This is a genomic window from Streptomyces sp. SA15 (genome assembly GCF_002291145.1).
Lineage (GTDB): Bacteria > Actinomycetota > Actinomycetes > Streptomycetales > Streptomycetaceae > Streptomyces.
Window position 1 is genome coordinate 1 of the sequence record NZ_NTGE01000201.1, and the last position, 20502, is coordinate 20502.

The 20502-nt window shown below is 69.9% G+C and carries 13 protein-coding genes and 1 pseudogene; 7 read left to right on the forward strand and 7 right to left on the reverse strand.

Annotated features, from left to right (window positions below; genetic code table 11):
* Positions 1-3534: type I polyketide synthase (locus tag CLM62_RS43465; RefSeq protein ID WP_143659249.1), on the reverse strand; the 3534-nt coding region annotated here is incomplete at its 3' end.
* A 415-nt stretch (positions 3535-3949) separates the two neighbouring features.
* On the opposite strand from CLM62_RS43465, the gene CLM62_RS43470 reads away from it, so the two are divergent.
* Positions 3950-4738, forward strand: coding sequence for a BTAD domain-containing putative transcriptional regulator (locus CLM62_RS43470; protein WP_095755415.1), 789 nt, complete (start codon positions 3950-3952; stop codon positions 4736-4738).
* Positions 4739-4910: 172 nt separating this feature from the next.
* Here CLM62_RS43470 and CLM62_RS43475 read toward each other — a convergent pair whose 3' ends face one another.
* The 6 genes and pseudogenes from CLM62_RS43475 to CLM62_RS43500 form a co-directional block, all read right to left on the reverse strand.
* On the reverse strand, positions 4911-6182 hold the full coding sequence (locus tag CLM62_RS43475) for a ketosynthase chain-length factor (RefSeq protein ID WP_095755416.1): 1272 nt from the start codon (positions 6180-6182) through the stop codon (positions 4911-4913).
* Positions 6179-7441: a beta-ketoacyl synthase gene (locus CLM62_RS43480; RefSeq protein ID WP_095755417.1), complete on the reverse strand. Its 1263-nt coding sequence runs from the start codon at positions 7439-7441 to the stop codon at positions 6179-6181. The genes CLM62_RS43475 and CLM62_RS43480 overlap by 4 nt, the downstream gene beginning before the upstream one ends.
* Positions 7442-7538: 97 nt before the next feature.
* On the reverse strand, positions 7539-8741 hold the full coding sequence (locus CLM62_RS43485; protein WP_095755426.1) for a cytochrome P450: 1203 nt from the start codon (positions 8739-8741) through the stop codon (positions 7539-7541).
* A gap of 84 nt (positions 8742-8825) precedes the next feature.
* Positions 8826-10259 (reverse strand): annotated as a pseudogene (locus tag CLM62_RS52480) (FAD-dependent oxidoreductase); the annotation flags it as partial.
* Positions 10260-10343: 84 nt separating this feature from the next.
* Positions 10344-11351 carry a methyltransferase gene (locus CLM62_RS43495; protein ID WP_095755418.1) on the reverse strand — a complete coding sequence of 336 codons (1008 nt, stop codon included), beginning with the start codon at positions 11349-11351 and terminating at the stop codon, positions 10344-10346.
* A gap of 74 nt (positions 11352-11425) precedes the next feature.
* A complete protein-coding gene (locus tag CLM62_RS43500) occupies positions 11426-12367 on the reverse strand; it encodes an aromatase/cyclase (protein WP_095755419.1) in 942 nt (313 codons plus the stop codon).
* A gap of 207 nt (positions 12368-12574) precedes the next feature.
* On the opposite strand from CLM62_RS43500, the gene CLM62_RS43505 reads away from it, so the two are divergent.
* The 6 genes from CLM62_RS43505 (at position 12575) to CLM62_RS43530 (ending at position 20334) form a co-directional block, all read left to right on the forward strand.
* Positions 12575-13252: a TcmI family type II polyketide cyclase gene (locus CLM62_RS43505; protein WP_095755420.1), complete on the forward strand. Its 678-nt coding sequence runs from the start codon at positions 12575-12577 to the stop codon at positions 13250-13252.
* Positions 13249-14454, forward strand: a complete 1206-nt coding sequence (locus CLM62_RS43510; protein ID WP_095755421.1) for a cytochrome P450 — start codon at positions 13249-13251, stop codon at positions 14452-14454. Before CLM62_RS43505 ends, CLM62_RS43510 begins: the two co-directional genes overlap by 4 nt.
* Before the next feature lie 154 nt (positions 14455-14608).
* Positions 14609-15349, forward strand: coding sequence for an SDR family oxidoreductase (locus tag CLM62_RS43515; protein WP_095755422.1), 741 nt, complete (start codon positions 14609-14611; stop codon positions 15347-15349).
* A 79-nt stretch (positions 15350-15428) separates the two neighbouring features.
* Positions 15429-16130, forward strand: a complete 702-nt coding sequence (locus CLM62_RS43520; protein WP_179382472.1) for a Clp protease N-terminal domain-containing protein — start codon at positions 15429-15431, stop codon at positions 16128-16130.
* A 485-nt stretch (positions 16131-16615) separates the two neighbouring features.
* Positions 16616-18421 (forward strand): ABC transporter ATP-binding protein, encoded by a 1806-nt coding sequence (locus tag CLM62_RS43525; protein ID WP_095755424.1) that lies wholly within the window; start codon positions 16616-16618, stop codon positions 18419-18421.
* On the forward strand, positions 18418-20334 hold the full coding sequence (locus tag CLM62_RS43530) for an ABC transporter ATP-binding protein (RefSeq protein WP_095755425.1): 1917 nt from the start codon (positions 18418-18420) through the stop codon (positions 20332-20334). The genes CLM62_RS43525 and CLM62_RS43530 overlap by 4 nt, the downstream gene beginning before the upstream one ends.
* Positions 20335-20502 lie beyond the last annotated feature (168 nt).

The window sequence follows — 20502 nt, forward strand, 5'->3', positions numbered from 1 at the left end:
ACCGCTGCGCACCGCCTGAGCGGCCTGGTGCAACGCCACCAACGACGACGAACACGCCGTGTCCACCGTCACCGCAGGCCCCTCCAAGCCAAGGAAGTACGCCAACCGACCCGACGTAACGCTCCCGGTGGTACCGGTCAGCACGTATCCGTCGACCCCGCCGTGCGGGGTGTCGAGCCGCGGGCCGTAGTCGCCCGCCATGGCCCCGATGAACACGCCCGTGCTGCTGCCACGCAGCGAGCCGGGATCGATCCCGGCATCCTCCAGCGTCTCCCACGCGGTCTCCAGCAACAGCCGCTGCTGCGGGTCCATCGCCAGCGCCTCGCGCGGCGAGACCCCGAAGAACCCGGCGTCGAAACCGGCGACATCGTCCAAGAAGCCGCCGTGTCGAGCGTAGGTCCGCCCGGAGGCCGACGGGTCGGGGTCGAAGAGGTTCTCCAGATCCCAGCCGCGATCGCGCGGCAGCTCGGACACGGCATCCCGGCCCGACCGGACCAGCTCCCACAAGTCGTCCGGCGACGACACCCCACCGGGAAACCGGCACCCCATCCCGACAATGACGATCGGATCGTCGGCACTGTCGTCGCTGTCGGCACTGTCGGCGCCGGGTGTCCGAATGCCCACCGCGTCACCGGCATCACCCGAATCGCTGTGCCCGGCAAGTTCCGCGTGCAGGTACGCCGCGAACCGATCCGGGGTCGGATGGTCGAACACCAACGAACCCGACAGCACCAGCCCCAGCTCCGCCGAAAGCCCCGCACACAGCTCGACCGCCGCGAGTGACGTCAGCCCAAGGTCCTTGAACGACCTCTGCGGCGTCATATCGGCCGCCGCGTGCCCGAGGACGGTCGCGAGGTGCGTGCGCACCAGGTCGAGCAGGCCGTCGCGGTCGCGGACGTGGGTCGGTTCCGCGGCGGGTGCGGCCTCGCTCGCTTCGCCGATCCAGTGCCGGCGGCGCTGAAAGGCGTAGGTGGGCAGCGCGGTCCTGCGACCGCCGTGCAGCAGCGGCAGCCAGTCCACTTCCGCCCCTGTGGCGTGCAGGGTGCCGAGCGCCCTGAGCACCGTACGGACTTCCGCCTGCCCCGTACGCAGCGCGGACACCGCCGTCGGCGCCTGCTCGGCGAGGGTTTCCCGGGCCATGCCGGTCAGTACGGGGTCGGGGCCCAGCTCCAGGTAGCGCGCGACGCCCGCGTCGTGAAGTGAGCGGATGCCGTCGGCGAAGCGGACGGTGCCACGGATCTGGCGGGCCCAGTAGCCCGGGTCGGTCAGCTCGGACGTGGTGGCGAGGCGGCCGGTGAGGTTCGAGATGACCGGGATCCGGGGGGCGTGAAAGGTCAGCTCGCTGATGGCGTCGGTGAACTCGTCCAGGATTCCGTCGAGATGGTGGGAGTGGAACGCGTGGCTGACGTTCAGCTGCTTGGTCTTCACTCCCTCGGCGCGGAAGGATTCCGTCAGCGCGAGCACCGCGTCGGCGTCGCCGGAGATCACCACCGAGCCGGGTCCGTTGACGGCGGCCACGCTCACCCCGGACTCGGGCAGCAGCGCCCGTACGTCGTCCTCGTCGGCGTTGACGGCCACCATCGCCCCGCCGGACGGGGCCGCCTGCATCAGCCGTCCGCGTGCCGCGACGAGTGTGCAGGCGTCGGAGAGCGACAGCACACCCCCGACATGGGCGGCGGTGATCTCGCCGATCGAGTGGCCGATCAGGTGCGTCGGACGGACGCCGAACGACTCCACCAGCCTGAACAGCGCCGTCTCCACAGCGAACAGCGCCGCCTGCGTGTACCGGGTCCGGTCGAGCAGGTCCGAGGCCGACCACACGATCTCCCGCAGCCCGGTGCCCAGCAGCGGATCCAGCTTCGCGCACACCGCGTCGAAGGACTCGGCGAACACGGGGAACTCGGCGTACAACTCCCGGCCCATGCCGACTCGTTGCGCGCCCTGCCCGGTGAACATGAAGGCCGTGCCGCCCTCGCGGGCCTCGCCGGACACGACGTTCGGCGCCGGCTCGTTCGCTGCCAGCGCGGTCAGTCCGGCGCTCAACTCGGCCATGTCGGCGCCGGTCACGACGGCTCGGTGCGTGAGCGCGGCGCGGGTGGTGGCCAGCGAGAATCCGAGGTCGAGCGGATCCGGATCGTCCTGTGCGGCGATGTCACCGGCCAGTCGTTCGGCCTGGGCGCGCAGTGCCCGTACGGTGCCTCCGGACACCAGCCACGGGATCGTGCCCGGCGTCTCGGGGCGGCTCTGTTCGACCGGCGCGGGGTCCGGAGCCTGCGCCAGCACCAGATGGCAGTTCGTCCCGCCCATCCCGAACGACGACACGCCGGCCACGCGCGGCCCGTCGCCCGGCCACTCGCGCAGTTCCACGGCGACCTCGATGCCCAGCTCGGTGAGCGGGACGTCGTCCGGAGGAGCGGCGAAGTTCAGACTCGCCGGCACCTGACCGCGCTGGACGGACAGCGCGGCCTTGATGAAGCCGGCGACTCCCGCCGCTCCCTCCAGGTGTCCCACGTTGGTCTTCGCCGACCCCACCACCAGCGGCCGGTCCCGGTGCGCGAAGACAGCGGCCAGCGCCGCCGACTCCACGCGGTCCCCGACCGGTGTGCCGGTACCGTGCAGCTCCACATATCCCACCTCGGCGGGGTCGGTCGCGGCGGCGGACAGAGCCGTCCGCAGCATCGCTTCCTGCCCCGCCCGGCTCGGCGTGGTCAGCTGCTCGCCGCCGCCGTCGTTGTTCACCGCGCCGCCGCGGATCACGCAGACCACGTCGTGGCCGTACGCGACGGCGTCGGCCAGCCGCATGAGTACGACCATGCCGGCGCCCTCGCCGCGCACGTAGCCGTTGGCGCGCGCGTCGAACGTGTAGCAGCGGCCGTCCGGCGACAGTGCGCCGAACTCGCTCGCGGTCGCCGTCGACTCCGGCGAGAGGATCAGGTTCACCCCGCCCGCCAGCGCCCACGCCGACTCTCCGCGGCGCACGCTCTCGTACGCCTGGTGCACGGCGACCAGGGCCGAGGACTGCGCCGAGTCCACGACCACGCTCGGGCCGGAGAGGCCCAGGAAGAACGAGACGCGGTTCGCGAGGATGCCGCGCTGGAGCGCGGACAGGGTGAAGCTGTCGATCGCTCCCGCGCCCCGGTCGTGCACCAGCGCGGCGTAGTCGTCCCCCATCGTCCCGAGGAAGACTCCCGCCCGGTCGCCGCGCACCGCCGACGGGTCGATGCCCGCGTGTTCGAGGGCTTCCCACGCCAGTTCCAGCGTCAGTCGCTGGCGTGGGTCCATGGCCGCTGCTTCGCGTGGCGAGACCCCGAAGAAGCCCGCGTCGAAGTCGGCGACCCCTTCGATCAGGCCGGCCCTGCCCACCCGCGCCCCCAGGTGTCCGGCGCGGTCGGAGGGGACCTCGGCGACGGCCTCCTCACCCGCAGAGAGGAGGTCCCAGTACGCCTCGGGTGAGCCGGCGCCCGGGAAGCGGCAGGACAGACCGACCACCGCGACAACATCGTGACCGTGGGATTCCACGAGGCTCTCCGTCATGACAGCGGAGCATGGCAAACCGAACAATTGGATCGTCAGAGACTGGATCGAGGGAAGCGGTCGGCCCACTCGGCGATGCGGAACAATTGATTCCTCTTCCCGGGTTTTCACAGGACGAATTTCACCCGAATAGCAGCCATTACAGGCGCAACGGCATGCAGGAGATCAAAGATCTTTCATGACCGCCCCAAGAGGGTAAAGGCCGCCCCAATACTTTCCTGATTTTCTCGATTTCACCGGCCGCAGGACCTCCTTCTCCTTTTATGGATGCACCTTGACCTGCGTAGATAAGTCTATGATCAACTTGCAGTTGCCATGCTTGACGGAGGTCAAATCGCCGGGGCACACTCACCAAAGGGGATGCATCGAACACTGATTCGCCCCCCCATTCGAACGCTGCGAACGGGGACAATCCATGTTGGAGTTTCGGATTCTCGGCCGCCTTGCCGTTACCCACGATCTCGCCGACTGCACGCCGACCGCGCCGATGGTGCGGAGAGTACTGGCCCAGCTGCTCCTGCGTACGAACGACATCGTCACGCTTGAGGCGATCATTGATGAACTATGGGGCGACAAACCTCCGAAAAGCGCCGTTCCCACCGCCCAGACATACATCTATCAACTCAGACGACAGTTCGAACCGTGGCTGCCGAACGGCAGGGGCGAACAGGTGCTCGCCACCTGCGGCACCGGCTATGTGCTCCAGTTGGAGCCGGGTCAGCTCGATCAGGACGCGTTCGTCCGGCTGTCCGAGCAGGGGCGTCACATGCTGTCCGCCGGTGATCCGGCCGCAGCCAGCCGGCTGCTCCGGCAGGCGCTCGACCTCTGGTCGGGGCCGGCGCTCGCCGATGTGACGGCCGGCCCGTCCGTCCAGGCACACATCGTCCACCTCACCGAACAGCGTGCGCACACGGTGGAGATGCGTATCCAGGCCGACGCGATGCTCGGCCGGTACCGGGAACTCGTCGGAGAGCTGAAGGCCATGGTGCTGATCGACCCGCTCAACGAGTGGTGCCACGAGCAGCTGATCAAGGCACTGGCCTGCAGCGGCCGGCGGAACGAATCGCTGGCCGCGTACCAGAACCTCCGCAAGACGCTGTCGACCGAGCTCGGGCTCGAACCCACGGAAGCGCTGCAGGAGTTGCATCAGCAGGTCCTGGCCGGACGCCACTACGGGTGGTCGGACCAGCGCACCTCGGCATAGCCGGGGCGGTCGTTCGTCCGCGTGCGCCGGGGTGACGGTGAGGGCCGATGACGGTGAAGGCCGAGGGGTGACAAGCCCCTCGGCTTTCCGTCTGCCCGGACGACCGGTCCGGATTACCGGTCCGGCACATCCATCAGATCCGGCAGCTCCGCGGCCTCCGTACCGGTGGGCCCTACACCGCCGTCAGCACCATCGCGGAGTTGATGCCCTCGCCGCGGGCCAGTACCAGTGCCGTGGACACGGTCGTCTCCCTGGGCCGGTCGAGCACCAGGTCGAGCTGATCGGACCGGACCGGGTCGGTCACATTGATCACGGACGGGATGACGCCGTACCGCATGCTCAAGAGCGCCGTGGCCACGTCTAGGGCCGGGCTGCCGGCGTACAGTCGCCCGGTCGTCGTCTTCGGCGTGGTGACCGGAACCGCTCGCGGGCCGAACACGCCGGTGACGGCGGCGGCTTCGGCGCGGTCCAGCTGGGCGACACCGGCCGCGTCCGCGAACACCACGTCGACGTCGGCCGGCGTCACACCGGCGTCCGAGAGCGCGGCCTCGATGGCCCGGCGCAGCCCGGGTTCCCGGGCGGACCCTGGCCGTGGGTCGAAAGTCGTGGCGTAGCCGGCGATCTCGCCGTACGGGCGGGCCCCGCGACCGCGCGCGTGTCCGGCCTCCTCGACGACGAGCATGGCGCCGCCCTCCCCCAGCACGTATCCGGACGCGGCGGTGTCGAACGGCAGATAGGCCCGCGTCCGGTCGGTCACCGTGCTCAGCCGGCCGGTCGTCAGTTCGATCGTCCAGCCGAGCGGGCACAACCCGCTCTCCACCGCGCCGCACATCGCGACCCGCAGCCCCTCGGCGACGTAACGGCGGGCCTGTGCGACGGCGTCCAGCCCGCTGGTGTGGCCGGTGAGGACACCGCCCGGGCCGAGCAGTCCGTGCCGGATCGATATCTGGCCCGTGTTGACGGCGTAGAACCAGGAGAACGAGAGGTAGGCGCTCACATGGTCGCTGCCCAGGCTCCAGAGTTTCTCCAGCTCGCGCTGGCTGTACTCCAGTCCGCCGACGGAGCTGCCGGTGACGACGCCGACCTGGTCCTTGGGAACGCCGGCCAGATCGAGGTGGGAGTCGCCGACCGCCGCGTCCATGGCGATCAGCGCCAGCCGGGTGCTCTGGTCGGTCTGCGGCACCAGTCGGCCGGGGATGTGCTCGCGGACGTCGTAGTCGGGCACTTCCCCGGCGAGTTGGGCGGGGTACCGCGCCGGGTCGAACCGGGTGACCCGGTCGATGCCGCTGCGCCCGCGCAGGACGGCGTCCCAGTACTCGTCGGTGTCGAACCCGTTCGGCGCGACGACCCCGATGCCGGTGATCACCGCCCGGCGGAGCCTCGGTCCGGTGCCGGTGCCGGCCTCGGTGCCGGTGTCATGTCCCGGGACCGTCGTCGTACTCATCGTCCGCCCTCCTCGGTCAGCACCATCGCGCTCTGGAAACCACCGAACCCGCTGCCGACCTTGAGCACCGTGCGCAGCTCGGCGGGCCGCGCGGTGAGCGGCACATAGTCGAGGCCCAGGTCCGGGTCGGGTTCGCGCAGGTTGGCCGTGGGCGGAATCAGCCCGGCCTCGATGGCCAGCGCGCACGCGGCGATCTCGATCGAGCCGATCGCGCCCAGCGAGTGGCCGATCATGGACTTGATCGAACTCACCGGCGTCCGGTAGGCGTGCTCGCCGAGACTGCGCTTGAACGCGTCGGTCTCGTGCCTGTCGTTCTGCTGGGTGCTGGAGCCGTGCGCGTTCACGTAGTCCACCTGGTCGAGAGAGCGTCCGGCCATCCGCATCGCCACCTCGATGGCCTGGGCCATCTCATGGCCCTCGGACCGCAGCCCGGTCATGTGGAAGGCGTTCGCACGCACGCCCCACCCGCTGATCTCCATGTAGATGTGCGCGCCACGTTTCCTGGCGTGTTCCAGCTCCTCCAGCACCAGCATCGCGCTGCCCTCGGCGAGCACGAATCCGTTGCGCGTGCGGTCGAACGGGCGGGACGCGGTGGCCGGTTCGTCGTTGCGGGGTGTCGTGGCCCTGATCGCGTCGAAGCTGGCCACGCAGACCGGTGAGATGGGGGCGTCCGAGCCGCCGGCCAGCATCACGTCGGCGGCGCCCTCGCGGATCAGCTGCGCCGCGTGGGCGACCGACTCGATTCCCGCCGTACAGCCCGTGGACACCAGCCCCACCGGGCCCTCCGCGCCGACCACCCAGGCCACATCGGCGGCGACCGACGTCGGAACGAGGTAGTCGAACATGTGGGGCACCGCGTACTCGTGGTCGAGGAGCCACTTTCGGCCGCCGTCGGACAGGACGTTGTACTCCCGGTCCAGGCTCATGGTGCCGCCGACGGCGCTGCCGACGCTGACGCCGACGCGGTGCGGATCGATCACGTCCACGTCGAGGCCGGCGTCCGCCACCGCCTCCCTGGTCGCGGCGACCGCGAGCTGCGCGCCCCGGTCCATCCGCCGGATCTCCTGGGTGGACAGGCCCTCCGCCACCGGGTCGAAGTCGCACTCGCCGGCGATCTGGGAACGGAATCCGGAGGCGTCGAACAGCGAGATGGTGCGGATGGCCGTGGTGCCGGACGAGATCAATTCCCAGAACTCCTTGGCGCTTCCACCACCGGGGGCGCGTACGCCGATGCCGGTGACGGCTATACGGCGGTTCACAGCGCCCTCACCTCTCGAACTCCGAACGCAGCATTCGACATGCGAGCCTCTTCCTGCTTGCAGCTGACGAGCTTTGGTGTCCGCCCTGATCTCGAAGTCAGGCATCGAACGTGACGGGCAGCGCCTCCAGTCCGCGGATCGTAAGGCTGCGCTGCCACCGCAACTGCTCCGGCGGTACGGCCAGGGCGAGGCCCGGGAGCCGGCGCAGCAGCCCTTCGAAGGCGATCCGGCCCTCCAGCCTGGCCAGCGGGGCGCCGAGGCAGAAGTGCGCGCCCCGTCCGAACGCCACATGCCCGTTCTCGGCGCGGGCGACGTCGAAGCGGTCCGGTTCCTTGAACTTCGCCGGGTCCCGGTCGGCCGCCGCGAGAGACAGCAGCACCGGGTGGCCCTTCTCGATGCGGGTGCCCGCGACCTCTATGGGCTCCAGCGGGAACCGCCATGTCGCCGTCTCGAAGGACCCGTCGTACCGGAGCATCTCCTCCAGGGCCGAGTCCAGCAGTTCCGGGCGTTCGCGCAGCAGGGCCAGCTGGTCCGGGTGGCGGAGCAGCGCGAGGGTGCCGTTGCCGATCAGATTGACCGTCGTCTCGAAGCCCCCGATCAGCAGCAGGGACATCATGGACAGCAACTCGGTCTCGTTCAGCCGGTCGTCGGCGTCCCGCGCCGCGATCAGCGCGTCGACCAGACCGTCGGCCGGCTCGTTGCGGCGCTTGTCGACCAGGTCGGTCAGATAGCCGAGCAGGTCCCGCAGTCCGACCGGCCGCGCGTCCTGCGGGCCGGTCCGGCCGGAGTCGTCGTTGTTCGTCCACCGGCGGAAGTCCTTGGTCCACTGGCGGAAGACGTCCTGGTCCTTCCGCGGCACGCCCAGCAGTTCGCAGATCACCGTGATCGCCAGCGGGAACGCGAAGTCGCCGAGCAGTTCGCATCGTCCCGTCGGCACGATCCCGTCGAGCAGTCCGTCCGTGATCTCCTGCACCTGGCCGCGCAGGTTCTCGACCCGGCGGGCGGTGAAGGCGGTCGAGACCAGCCGGCGCAGCCGGGTGTGTTCGGGCGCGTCCGTGGTCAGCAGATGCGTGCCGAGCCCGGTCCGGTCCTCCAACGGCCGCCCCTTGCCCGCCTCCTGCCAGTCGAGCGGCGCGTTGCGCGGGTCCTTGCTCATCCTGGGGTCGGAGAGCAGGCTGCGCACGTCCTCGTACCGGGTCACCAGCAGTCCGTAGAGGCCCTTGCCCTCCATGACCTGCCGGACCGGTTCTTCCGTGCGCAGCAACGCGTAGTTGGGATAGGGGTCGTCGCCGAAATCCATCGTCCACCTTCTCTGCTCGGGTGCTCGGTCTGCGATCGAGGGTCGGGCGGTCCGCTCCGGGCCGTCCGAGTACGGTCGGCACAGCAGCCGGTCGAGGACCTCCCGCAACTGCTCGGTGCTGGTCGGCCCTCCGTGGGGGGTGGTGGGCGTACGCCAGCCGACGAATCCGTCGGGGCGGACGAGCACGGCGCCGTTCTCCTTGATGTTGGCGGCCTCGGCCCACCCCTCGACGGCGTGGGCCGTGATTCCCAGCTCATGGGCGGCGGCCAGCCAGTGGTCGGCCTCGTTCCCGGTGATCAGCGTGAAGCCGTCCACGAGGTCGAGGGTGGACCGGCCGTCCGGGAGCCACCGGTGCGGCAGACGGCTCCCCGGGGCGCCGTCCAGTGCGAGGTTCTCCATGTCCGGCAGCGGTTCCGGGTCGATCACCGCGGGTGAGTCGTAGCGGTAGCCGATGTAGGGGATCATGATGCCCGCCATGCCGACGGCCGCCCGGTCGGCGGCCCGGCCCGGCTCGTTGTCCCAGTGCAGGTCGCGGTTCTCGGTACGGATCACGACCTGGCGCATGGTGAACAGCGCGACCTGCCGGCGCTCGGTCTCGTAGGTGTCGAGCAGCGCGTCACCGCCCGCGGCCAGCTTCCACGCCAGGTTGTGGCCGTCGGCGATCCCCATGTTGAGTCCGAACCCGCCGACCTGGGGCACCACGTGCGCCGCGTCACCGACGAGGAATACGTCGCCCTGCCTGAACCGGTCGGCCACCAGCGCCGTCGAGGACCAGGGCAGCTTGCTGATGATCTCCGGCTGTGCGTCGGTGACGCCGGTGGCGTCCCTGATCTGCTGCTGGAGCCGCTCGACGGGGGTGTCCGGGTCGCCGTTCGGGATGTGGAAGACCCAGCGGCCGGCGTCGTCGACCTTCAGCAGGATTCCGGACGCCCGTTCGTTGCGCAGGAAGGTCATGGAGAACGGCGGGGTCGGCAGTTCGGCGCGGAACAGCACGTTGAGCATGTGGCTGCGGTCGATCCGGCCCGGGCCGGTCATGCCGATGCCTAGCAACTCCCGCATCCTGCTGTGGACTCCGTCGGCGGCGATGACGTAGTCGCCCGTGACGACGCGTCCGTCCGCCAGCGTCACGCCGCCGTCCGCGAGGGCGACCACCTCGCTGCTGAAGTCCACCTGGCCGCCGAGCTTCCGCAGCTGCTCCAGCGCCGCCCGGTCGACCCGGTCCTGCGGGCAGCTGCCCAGCTTGGCCGGGCCGATCTCCGGCGGCTCGAACCTTGCCGTGACCGTCTTGAGGTCGGCCAGGCTGGACCCGGTCATCAGGCCCCTGACGCGGTTGTCCGTCTCGATCTCGATGCCGGCCCCGCGCAGGATCTCCGCCGAACGGTTGTTGACGCCGAACGCCCTCGGATGTTCGCTGGCCCGCGCATGGCGCTCCAGCACCTGGACCGAAACGCCCTGGCGGGCCAGGAAGACGGCGGTGCACAGCCCTACGGTGCCACCCCCGACGATCACGACACGCATGAGTTTCCCTTTCGAACACGAGAACAGCGGTGGGTTGTCGACCGTGCGCTCTTCGGCCCGGCACGGGCGAGGTGGCTCTGCGGCTCAGCGCACGGGGGCACGCAGTTCTACGACGGACATACGCCCGGCCGGCAGGACCGAGACGATCCGGAGGCCGGCCGCTGCGGCCAGCTCGCCCAGCTGTTCGAGGCTGTGCTGCCGGCCTCCGAAGTAGCAGAGCATGCGCAGATCGCCCTGCGTCTGAAGGCTCTGGTGGTTGAAGTAGTCGACGACGAACACGCTGCCCGCCGTCGACGCCGCGTCGGCGCAGCGCCGCATGATGCGGGCGGCCGAGGCGTCGTCCCAGTTGTGCAGGATGCTCGACAGCAGGTAGCCGTCCGCGCCTGGGGGGAGTTCGTCGAAGAAGCTGCCGGCCACGGTGCCGGCCCGGTGTTCCAGACCGGCCGCGGCGATGGCCTTCTCGGCTCGGCGCACCGGTCCGGCCAGGTCGAGGACCGTGCCGTGCAGGTCGTGGTGGGCCCGCAGGATGGTGATCAGCATGCTGCCGTCGCCGCCGCCGACGTCCACGAGATGGCGCAGGCCGCCCCAGGGATAGGCGCCGGCCACGGCGGGCGCGTGCACCGCCAGCCGGGCGCCCATCAGCGCGTCGAACGACTCGGCGCGCCGGTCGTCGGCCGACAGGTCCTCCCAGAAGGTCAGGCCGTACTGGCGCGGGAACGCGGGTTCGCCGGTGCGGACCGTGTGCAGCAGCTGGACGAGGCTCAACTCGGCGTGCCCGAGGGCGCCTTCGACGTCGAGCACGGACCGCATGTCGTCGGGCTGCCCCTCGCACAGGTACCGGCCCGTGGCCGTCAGCTCGTACGTCGCGGTCCCCGCCCCCTCCAGTACGCCGGCGGTCACCAGGTGGTCCAGCAGCCGCCCGAGTACGTCCTGGTCGGCGTGGACCGCCGCGGCCAGTGCCCCGGTGGTCCGGGTGCCGGCGGCGATGTGGTCGGCCAACCGCAGGGTCGCCGCCACCCGGACGGCCATCGGGGTCAGCAGATCCGCGGCTGCCCACAGCCCGCCTCCCCTGGCGGTCGTCTCCTCGGCCATTGCCCCTCCTGACTCGACGGTTGCCTCGTCGTTCTGCCCGGCATGGAATGTTCCTGGTGTGCACGCGCGCCGCTTCAGCTGTCGGCGCGCTCCTCCGCGAACGCCTTGGCCAGGCGGAGGTTGCTCATGCTGTTGGCGCTCAGCAGGCGCCGCAGATACCTGCGCGCCTCACCGACCGTCGTCGCGCCGCCGAGCAGCGACAGCGCCGAGGGCTTGATCGTGCTGGTGTGCCGGGCCTCCGCGATGACGCCTTCCGGTGTCTCGGTGAACCGCCAGTGGCCGGTGTGCGCGTCGAGCACGGCGGGCAGCGAGATCTGCTTGTACACGATGAGCCTGGACGGCAGGCAGATCCGTACCGAGCGGACGGTGTGCACGCTGCCTTCGGGGCCCTTGGTGTCCATGTCGAAGAACTGGATGTTCGGCTCGTCCTCGGTCATGGCCAGACCCACCACGTGCGGGATGCGCTCGGGCCAGAGGTCGGCCCGGTAGAGGTAGTCGTAGGCGTCCTCGATCGCACCGGCGACGAACAGCGGGTCGGTGAAGGACAGTACGAGTTCGTCCAGCTCGGCATGGCGCCCGGCTGTGACGCGCAGGGTTTCGAGGTGTTCCTTGCTGTCCTGGTCGATCCGGTCCAGCAGCGGGCCGAGGTCGGCGCCGGCCGGCGCCTCGACGCCGTGGCGCAGCTCGACCCGGGTGCGGTCCGGCACCGCCTCGGTGAAGACCCACTCGCCGTGGATCCCGGTGGCGGGCGCGTCGGCGTCCAGGTACGTGAAGGCGATACGGCGTCCCGGCCGGTCGGTACGGCGTACGGTCCGCCAGGTGCGCACGGCGCTGTCGCCGGCCAGCGACCAGTGCTGGACCAGTTCTCCCTTCTCGTTGGTGTGGAGCACCTCCGCGTGCACGGCGGAGGGATGGAACTGCGGCCAGCGCTCGACATCCGCGACCAGGTCGAACACCGTCTCGACGTCGGCATCGACAACCACGTCGTGGTCGACCTGCTGCTGCACACTCGACACAACAGAACACCTCACAAGCGTCGGAGCCCCTGGATTCGCCTCGACGATGCCCGCCGCCGTTCGAGCGCACTTCGAGAACCCTTTGAGCACCGGCCCAGGCCCCCGACGGCCGCTCGACCGGCCCGTCCGCCTTTGACTCAGCGTCGATCCAGCGTCGAAGGCGAGGACACAAGCTCGGCGTGATCCGCCAACCGTGAGGAGAGGCCCATGCCGAGCATCGTCACCGTCGGCACGTTCGACAGCGATGACGTCGCGGACGTCACCAAGATCCTTCGGGAGTTCGACGGCGACGTCGCGCCCGAGCTTCGCCGGCTGCGCCGGAGGCAGGTCTTCCACTACGGCGACCTGTACATACACATGCAGGACTGGGACGCCGCGGACGAGGGCGAGGCGCGGCGGCTGGCCGCCGCCGACCCCCGGTGCGTCCAGCTGGACGAGCGGCTGTCCGCCTACTTCGGCGACCACGCCCCGACGGAGGACTGGGACGGCCCGGTCGACCGGCCCGCGGCCGAGCGGTTCTATCTGTGGCCGGCCGAGCAACTGGACGTCCTGGAGCACTCGTTCAGCGCGGTGATCGTCAACACCCAGCGGCAGGAGCACATCCCGGAGGTGTCGCGGCTGTTCGCGGAGTCGGACGCGACCGACATCCCGCAGAAGATGGGGACGTTGCGCCGCCAGATCTATCTGTGGCGCGGTATCTATCTGCACATCCAGGACTTCGCCGACACCGACAGCATCAAGGTGATCAGCTCGGTGTGGACGGAGGGCGACCCCCGCTTCCTGCAGCTCGTCGACGACCTCACGCAGCTCATCCCGCCCTACGATCCGGCCGGCAATTCACTGGCCACCCGCTTCTACCACTGGGCCGCGGAGGTGTCGGAATGACCGACCTGCCGACCCACCCCATCCGGCGCAAGCAGCCCGGCGTGCTCCCGGCCGAGTACGAGACGCTGCGGGAGCGGGGCATCGGCCGGGTGACCCTGCCCACCGGGAAGCCGGCCTGGATGGTGGTCAGGCCCGAGTACGCCCGGTTCGTCCTGTCCGACCCGCGATTCAGCTCGGACAAGATGAACGACGACTTCCCGAAGATGACGCCGAACTCGCTGAACAAGCTGAAGTACTGCGCACCGTTCATGATCAATCTGGACGGCCCCGAGCACACGGAGCTGAAGCGGCCGGTCATCCAGGAGTTCTCCCCTGCCCGGCTTCCTCCGTTGCTGGCGAAGATGCGGATCGCCGTGGACGAGCGACTCGACGAGCTGCTGAGCCGGCAGGACAGGCCCGTCGACCTCGTCATGGAGTTCTCGTACCCGATCGCCTGGCGGCTGCAGGAGATCTTCCTCGGCATCCCGGTGGCCGAGCTGCGCAAGATGCGGGACAACGTCTGGGACCTGCTGATGCGGACCGCCACCGAGGAGGAGGAGAGGGCGTCGGCCGCGCGTCTGAACCAGCACGCGGAGGACGTACTGAAGGAGAAGGCGAAGAACCTCGGCGACGACCTGATGAGCCGCATGATCCAGGCGGAACTCGACGAGCGCGGCGAGGTCGACTGGTACCGGCTGGCGCCCCTGATGCTGTCCAACGCCCAGGGCATCCACAACTCGACGGCCACGATGATCTCGCTGGGCGTGCTCGCCCTGCTGGGCCACCCGGAAGAGCGGGCGACGCTGCTCGCCGAGCCGGAGCGGATGCGGGTGGCGACGGACGAGATGATCCGCTTCTACTCGGTCAACGACGGGACGCCGATGCGGCTCGCCGTGGAGGACGTACGCATCGGCGACACGCTGGTCAGGGCCGGAGACGGCGTGGTCGTACCGACGCTGCCCGTCAACCGCGACCCGGCGGTGTGCCCGTATCCCCATCAGCTCAATCTGCTGCGGGAGGAGCCCACCAGGCATCTGGCGTTCGGCCATGGGCCGCACCAGTGCCCGGCGAACCGGCTGGTGCCGGAGCTGATGGAGATCGTCTACACAAAGCTGTTCGAGCGGGTTCCCACACTCGCGCTGGCCGTGCCGGAGTCGGAGCTGACCTACAAGTACCACTCCATTCAGGCGTTCGGACCGGCCGAGATGCCCGTCACCTGGTAGGAGAGCGCCGGCCGTCGCGGGCGCGGCGGCCGGTCCGCCGGGTGGCGGGCCGGCGTGCCGACCGAACAGGACTCCACCGGAAGGCAGACATGAACGAGCAGTTCGGCAACGCGCCCGCCGGAGGCCGTCGGGCCCCTTTCCGGGCGCCGGTCTGATGGCGGCGAGGGGCGTTGACGGCCGTGTCGCCCTTGTCACCGGTGCTTCGGGGGCGCTCGGCGCCGCCGTCGCACGCGTCCTCGACCGCCGCGGTTACCGGCTGGCGCTGCACTGCGTCACCGGTGAGGACCGGGCCCGTGAAGTCGCGGCGGAACTCGGCGGGCCCAGCACCGTCGTACGGGCGGACATCGCCGACTGGGCCGCCACGCTGGACATGGTGGACCGGGTGCGCGCCGAGCTGGGTGACATCAGTGTGCTCGTCAACGCGGGTGCGATCCGCCGTGACGGTCTCATGGTCACCCAGCCCGTCGACGACTGGACCCGGACCATCGCCGTCGATCTGATCGGCACCTTCCACACCTGCCGGGCGGCGCTCCCGGACATGTTGCGGGCGCGATGGGGGCGGGTCATCAACGTCGTCTCGCCCGCCGCCCTGATCGGCAGCAAGGGTCAGACGGCGTACTCGGCCGCCAAGTCCGGTGTGCTGGGGATGACCCGGAGCCTCGCCCTGGAGTGCGGCCGGTCCCAGGTGACGGTCAACGCGCTCTCGCCCGGCCTCATGGCCACCGCGCTCACGGAGTCGGTACCGGCCGAGGTCGGTGCCGCGCTTCTGGCCAGGACCGCGTTCGGCCGCATGGGCACGCCCGACGAGGTGGCCCGTGGCATCGAGCTGCTGCTGGACGCCGACTACATGACCGGTCAGGTGCTGTCCATCGACGGCGGGATGTCGATCTCATGAGGCCATGCCTCGCCGCGAACAGTGCCCTGCCGTCAATTTCAAATTGACAGCAGGGCACTGTCAAGATAAAATTGACAGCATGAGCCCACTCAACGTCAGTCTCGCCGACCTGATCGCCCGCCTCGACGAAGAACTGCCCGACGCCGACCATCTGGCCCGCGTCAGCGAGGCCCAAGTGCGCAACCGGACCCTGTCCGACCTCGGCGACCAGCTCGTCGACCACTACGTCAGCAAGGCCAAGGCGGCCGGCGCCTCATGGAGCGAGATCGGGGACGCCATCGGGGTGACCAGGCAGGCCGCCCAGCAGCGCCACACGTCCAATCCCTTCGAGCGGTTCACCAAGCTCAACCGGCACAGCATCGTGGTCGCGCAGGAGGCCGCCCGGACGTACAAGCACGACACCATCGGCACCGAACACATCCTGCTCGGCCTGCTCGGCGAAGCGCAGGGCGGGGCGTACAAGGTGCTGGTGGCGAAGGCCGGGTCGGAGCAGCACATCCGCGACGCGGTCGAGGCGGCGCTGCCGCCGACCGGGCAGAAGTCGCTGCGCGGCCACATCCCCTTCCGGGCGGAGACCACAGAGGCCATCGGGCAGGCGTCCCGCGCGTCGGCCGAGCTGGGGAGCGCCTGGGTCGGCACCGAACACGCGCTGCTCGGCCTGATCCGTACGGAGGAGAGCCCGGCCGCGCGCATCCTGCGCGACCTCGGCTTCACCTCGGACGGTCTGTACGAGGCGGTCAAGGCCGAACTCGCCGAGCAGTCCGACTCGCCCGGCGCGTAAGACCACGACGACCGGTCACCACGGCGGAGCCGGTCAAGGACCGATGTCCGCCGGGGCAGTTGCGGCGACCGGTCGCCGAGCAGCCCGCCGGACCGGCGGAGGAACCCCCGAAGCGGCGGAGGAACTCCCGAACCCCTGAATCGCCGACGCCCGCTCACGACGGGCGAACACCGTCCGTGCCGACGCGGCGGAATCTGCCGACGGCATCGGGGGTGACGTAGACGCTGTCCGTCACCCCGACGCCCCTCACCCCTGTCATGAACGGCACGGTGGCGTGCGCCGCGTCCCTACGACCGGCGCAGGGCCACCGACCGACCACGGCCGACCAGAAGGCCGGCCGGCAGCCGGCCGAGCCCCGGCCCCATTCCTCGACCAAGAGCGGACCGCGCGAGCGAGGGCCGCGCTGTCGCTGTGGCCCTAAGCGTCCGAGAGCGCAAGCAAGCCGAGTACGTCGCCGACGACGGCGCGTACGGAGGGGAACCCAGGTGAGCAACACCTATCCACCGCCGAGCGCGGCGATCGACCCCGATCGGAGCCGATCCTGGCTACGGCGGGCATGGCCACTGGTGCGGGCGCACCGGTGGATGTTCGGCCCGGCGCTGGTGATGTCCGCGGCCGGTCTGCTGGTGTCCGTCCAGGTGCCGACACTCATCCAGGACGCGGTGGACAACTCGATCGTGTCGAAAAGGGTGCCGCTGTCGCACTATCTGTGGTGGCTGGTCGGGCTGACGCTGGTCATGCTCGTCGTCGGCTACTCGTCCAAGCAGTTGCTGAACCACGGCGCGGCCAAGATCGAGTACGACCTGCGCAACCTCGTGTACGGGCACCTGACCGGACTGTCGTTCCCGTTCTACGACCGGGTGCAGACCGGGCAGTTGATCTCCCGCGCCAACTCCGACATCCGCGCGGTGCAGCTGTACCTGTCGTTCGCGCCGTATCTGCTGGTGCAGTGCAGTCTCTCGCTGGTGGCGTTCGGGTACATGCTGGCGATCAATGTTCCGCTGGCCGTCCTGGCCATGCTGCCGATGCCGCTGCTGTTCGTGTCCACCCGGCGTATGCAGCGTTCCCTGCTGCCGGTGTCGTGGCTGGTCCAGGCCCGGCTGGCCGAGGTCGCGACCGTGGTCGACGAGAACATCAACGGCGTACGCGTGGTCAAGTCATTCGCGGCCGAGCGGAGCCAGCTGTCGCTGCTGCAGAAGGCCGCGACGAAGGTCAGCTGGGCGAATGTGAAGGACGCCGACCGGCGGGCACGGTGGACGCCCTTGGTGCAGAACCTGCCCCGCGTCGGCATGGCGATCGTGCTGCTGTACGGCGGACACCTCGTCATCGACGGCGAGATGGGCGTCGGCGCGATCCTGGCCTTTAACGCGTATCTGCTGATGCTCCAGGTGCCGTTCCAGGTGTTCGGCAACCTGATCATGCTGGGCCAGCGGTCGTCGGCCGGGGCCAAGCGCCTGTACGAGTTGCTGGACGAGAAACCGGAGATCGTGGACGCCCCCGGGGCGGTGGAGCTGACCGGAGCACGCGGTGACGTCCGGTTCGACGACGTCACCTTCGGCTACGGCGACGGCCCCGACGTACTGAACGGGTTCTCGCTGCGGCTGCGGCACGGCGAGACGGTGGCGGTGGTCGGCCGGACCGGCTCCGGAAAGTCCACCCTGGCCAGACTGCTGCCGCGGTTCTACGACGTGCGCGACGGCTCCGTCACCGTGGACGGGCACGATGTGCGGGAGCTGACCCTGCGCAGCCTGCGGGACAACGTCGGCATCGTGCTGGACGAGCCGTTCCTGTTCTCCGCGTCGGTCCGGGACAACATCGCCTACGGACGCCCTGACGCGGACATCACGGACATCGAGCGCGTGGCCCGGCTGGCCGGGGCGCACGAGTTCATCGCCGAACTGCCAGGCGGCTACGACACCGTCATCGGCGAACGCGGCTACACCCTGTCCGGCGGACAGCGGCAGCGCATCGCGATCGCCCGGACGCTGCTGGTGAATCCGCCGGTGCTGGTGCTGGACGACGCCACCAGCGCCATCGACGTCCAGGTGGAGCAGGAGATCCACGCCGGGCTGCGGACCCTGCTGGCCGGCCGGACGACGTTGATCATCGCGCACCGGCTGTCCACGATCGGCCTGGCCGATCGCGTGGTGCTGCTGGACGGCGGCCGGATCGTCGCCGACGGCACGCACAAGGAGCTGTTGGCGAGCACGCCGATGTACGCGGAAGTGCTCGCGCGGGCGGACGACAGCGCGGACGAGAACATCGAGGAACTGAGGAGTGTGGGCCGATGACGCCTCCCGGAGGTGGCGGCGCGGTGTTTCCCGCCGGAGGCGGGGCGCCCGCGCCAGGACTGAAGTTCGCCGGAGTGCCGCCGGAGATGCAGGCCGGTGTCGACAAGCTGCTCAAGACGGAGCCGGAACATCCCGAGCCCGAGGTCGTCTTCGAGCACAGCCGCCCCGATCCCGACGGCACCGCGTTGACCCTGCGGCGGCTGATCCGCCACTACCGGCCGATGGTGCTGCTGGCCGGCGTGCTCGTGGTCGTGGAGGCGCTGACGCTGCAGGCCGGTCCGAAGCTGACCCAGATCGGGATCGACGACGGCATCACGGCGAAGGACTCCGGCACGCTGGCGCTGGTCGCGATCGTGTACCTGCTCAGTCTGGTGGTCACCGGACTCGCGCAGGCCGCACGGGTCAGGGTGACCGGGCGGATCTCCGCCTGGGTGATGAACGACCTGCGGACCAGGGTCTTCACCCAGTTGCAGCGGCTGTCCCTGAACTTCTACACCGGCGAGAAGGCCGGGGTGATCATGACCCGGATGACCGGCGACATCGAGAACCTCCAGCAGCTGCTCCAGGACGGCCTGGCCCAGTTCGCCGTCCAGGGTCTGACCATGGTCGTCGTCTCGGTGGTGCTGTTCACCTACAACGTGGAGCTGGCTCTCATCACCATCGTGCTGGTGGTGCCCGTCCTGACCGTTTTCTCCCTGTGGTTCCGCCGGGCGTCCGCCAAGGGCTATCTGCGCGTGCGGGACACCACCGCCAATGTGACCGCCGACCTCTCCGAGAGCCTGCAAGGCGTTCGTATCGTCACGGCGTACAACCGGCAGCGGCACAACACCGAACACCACCGGGAGGTCACCGGCAAGTACTACGACGCCAATGTGCAGACCGCGCGGATCGGCTCGCTCTACACACCGGGCACCCAGTTCATCGGCGTCGCCGGACAGATCGTGCTGCTGGCCATCGGCGCCTCCATGGTCGCCGACCGGCAGCTGACCATCGGTGAGCTGGTGGCGTTCCTGCTCTCCCTGGGCGCCTTCTTCCAGCCCATCCAGCAGCTGGTGCAGCAGTTCAACACGTACCAGCAGGGACAGTCGTCGATGGTGAAGCTGAGGCAGCTGCTCAGCACCCGGCCGGAGGTCGAGGAGGCCTCCGCAGCCGTCGACCTGCCGAGGATCGAGGGTGAGGTCGTCTTCGACGACGTGACGTTCGGCTATCTTCCCGACCGGCCGGTGATCTCCCATGTGTCGCTGGAGATCCGGGCCGGCGAGACGGTGGCGTTCGTCGGTCCGACCGGCGCCGGCAAGTCCACCCTCGCCAAACTGGTCACCCGGTTCTACGACCCGACCTCCGGCCGGATCCTCATCGACGGGCGCGACCTCCGGGACGTGCGCATCGACTCCCTTCGTCGGCAGCTCGGCGTCGTGCCGCAGGAGCCCTTCCTGTTCGCCGGGCCGCTGCGGGACAACCTCCGCTTCGCCGCCCCGGACGCCTCCGAGGAGCGGGTCCGGGAGGCGCTGCGGGTGGTCGGCCTGGTCGACGTGGTCGAGCGGCTGCCCGACGGTCTCGACACCGTGGTCCAGGAGCGGGGCCAGTCCCTGTCCTCCGGCGAACGCCAACTCGTCGCCCTGGCCAGGGCTTTCCTGGCCCAACCCCGGGTGCTGGTGCTGGACGAGGCCACGTCCAACCTGGACCTCCGGTCCGAGTCCAGGATCGAGGAGGCCCTGGACGTGCTGCTGGAGGGCCGCACCGCGATCCTGATCGCGCACCGGCTCTCCACCGCCATGAAGGCCGACCGCATCGTCGTCGTCGACGAGGGCCGGATCGTCGAGGTCGGTTCGCACGACCAGCTCGTCGCCGCCGACGGCAAGTACACCCGGATGTACGCCACCTGGGCCGGCCAGGCCGCCGAGGCCCACTGAGAAACGCACGGTCCCGCTCCCGGACGGGGAGCGGGACCGTGCGCACGGTCTTCGCGAAACCGGGTCAGCCCAGCGGCTCGTACCCGGTCGGCAGGCCGTCCAGGACCACGGTCTTGGCCTCCAGGTAGGACAGCAGACCGTCCTGGCCGCCCTCGCGTCCGACACCGG

Bases quoted from the DNA above. Each gene is read 5' to 3' on its own strand.
- CLM62_RS43470 (WP_095755415.1), top strand. From the start codon at position 3,950: ATGTTGGAGTTTCGGATTCTCGGCCGCCTTGCCGTTACCCACGATCTC.
- CLM62_RS43475 (WP_095755416.1), bottom strand. From the start codon at position 6,182: ATGAGTACGACGACGGTCCCGGGACATGACACCGGCACCGAGGCCGGC.
- CLM62_RS43485 (WP_095755426.1), bottom strand. From the start codon at position 8,741: ATGGATTTCGGCGACGACCCCTATCCCAACTACGCGTTGCTGCGCACG.
- CLM62_RS43495 (WP_095755418.1), bottom strand. From the start codon at position 11,351: ATGGCCGAGGAGACGACCGCCAGGGGAGGCGGGCTGTGGGCAGCCGCG.
- CLM62_RS43505 (WP_095755420.1), top strand. From the start codon at position 12,575: ATGCCGAGCATCGTCACCGTCGGCACGTTCGACAGCGATGACGTCGCG.
- CLM62_RS43510 (WP_095755421.1), top strand. From the start codon at position 13,249: ATGACCGACCTGCCGACCCACCCCATCCGGCGCAAGCAGCCCGGCGTG.
- CLM62_RS43515 (WP_095755422.1), top strand. From the start codon at position 14,609: ATGGCGGCGAGGGGCGTTGACGGCCGTGTCGCCCTTGTCACCGGTGCT.
- CLM62_RS43520 (WP_179382472.1), top strand. From the start codon at position 15,429: ATGAGCCCACTCAACGTCAGTCTCGCCGACCTGATCGCCCGCCTCGAC.
- CLM62_RS43530 (WP_095755425.1), top strand. From the start codon at position 18,418: ATGACGCCTCCCGGAGGTGGCGGCGCGGTGTTTCCCGCCGGAGGCGGG.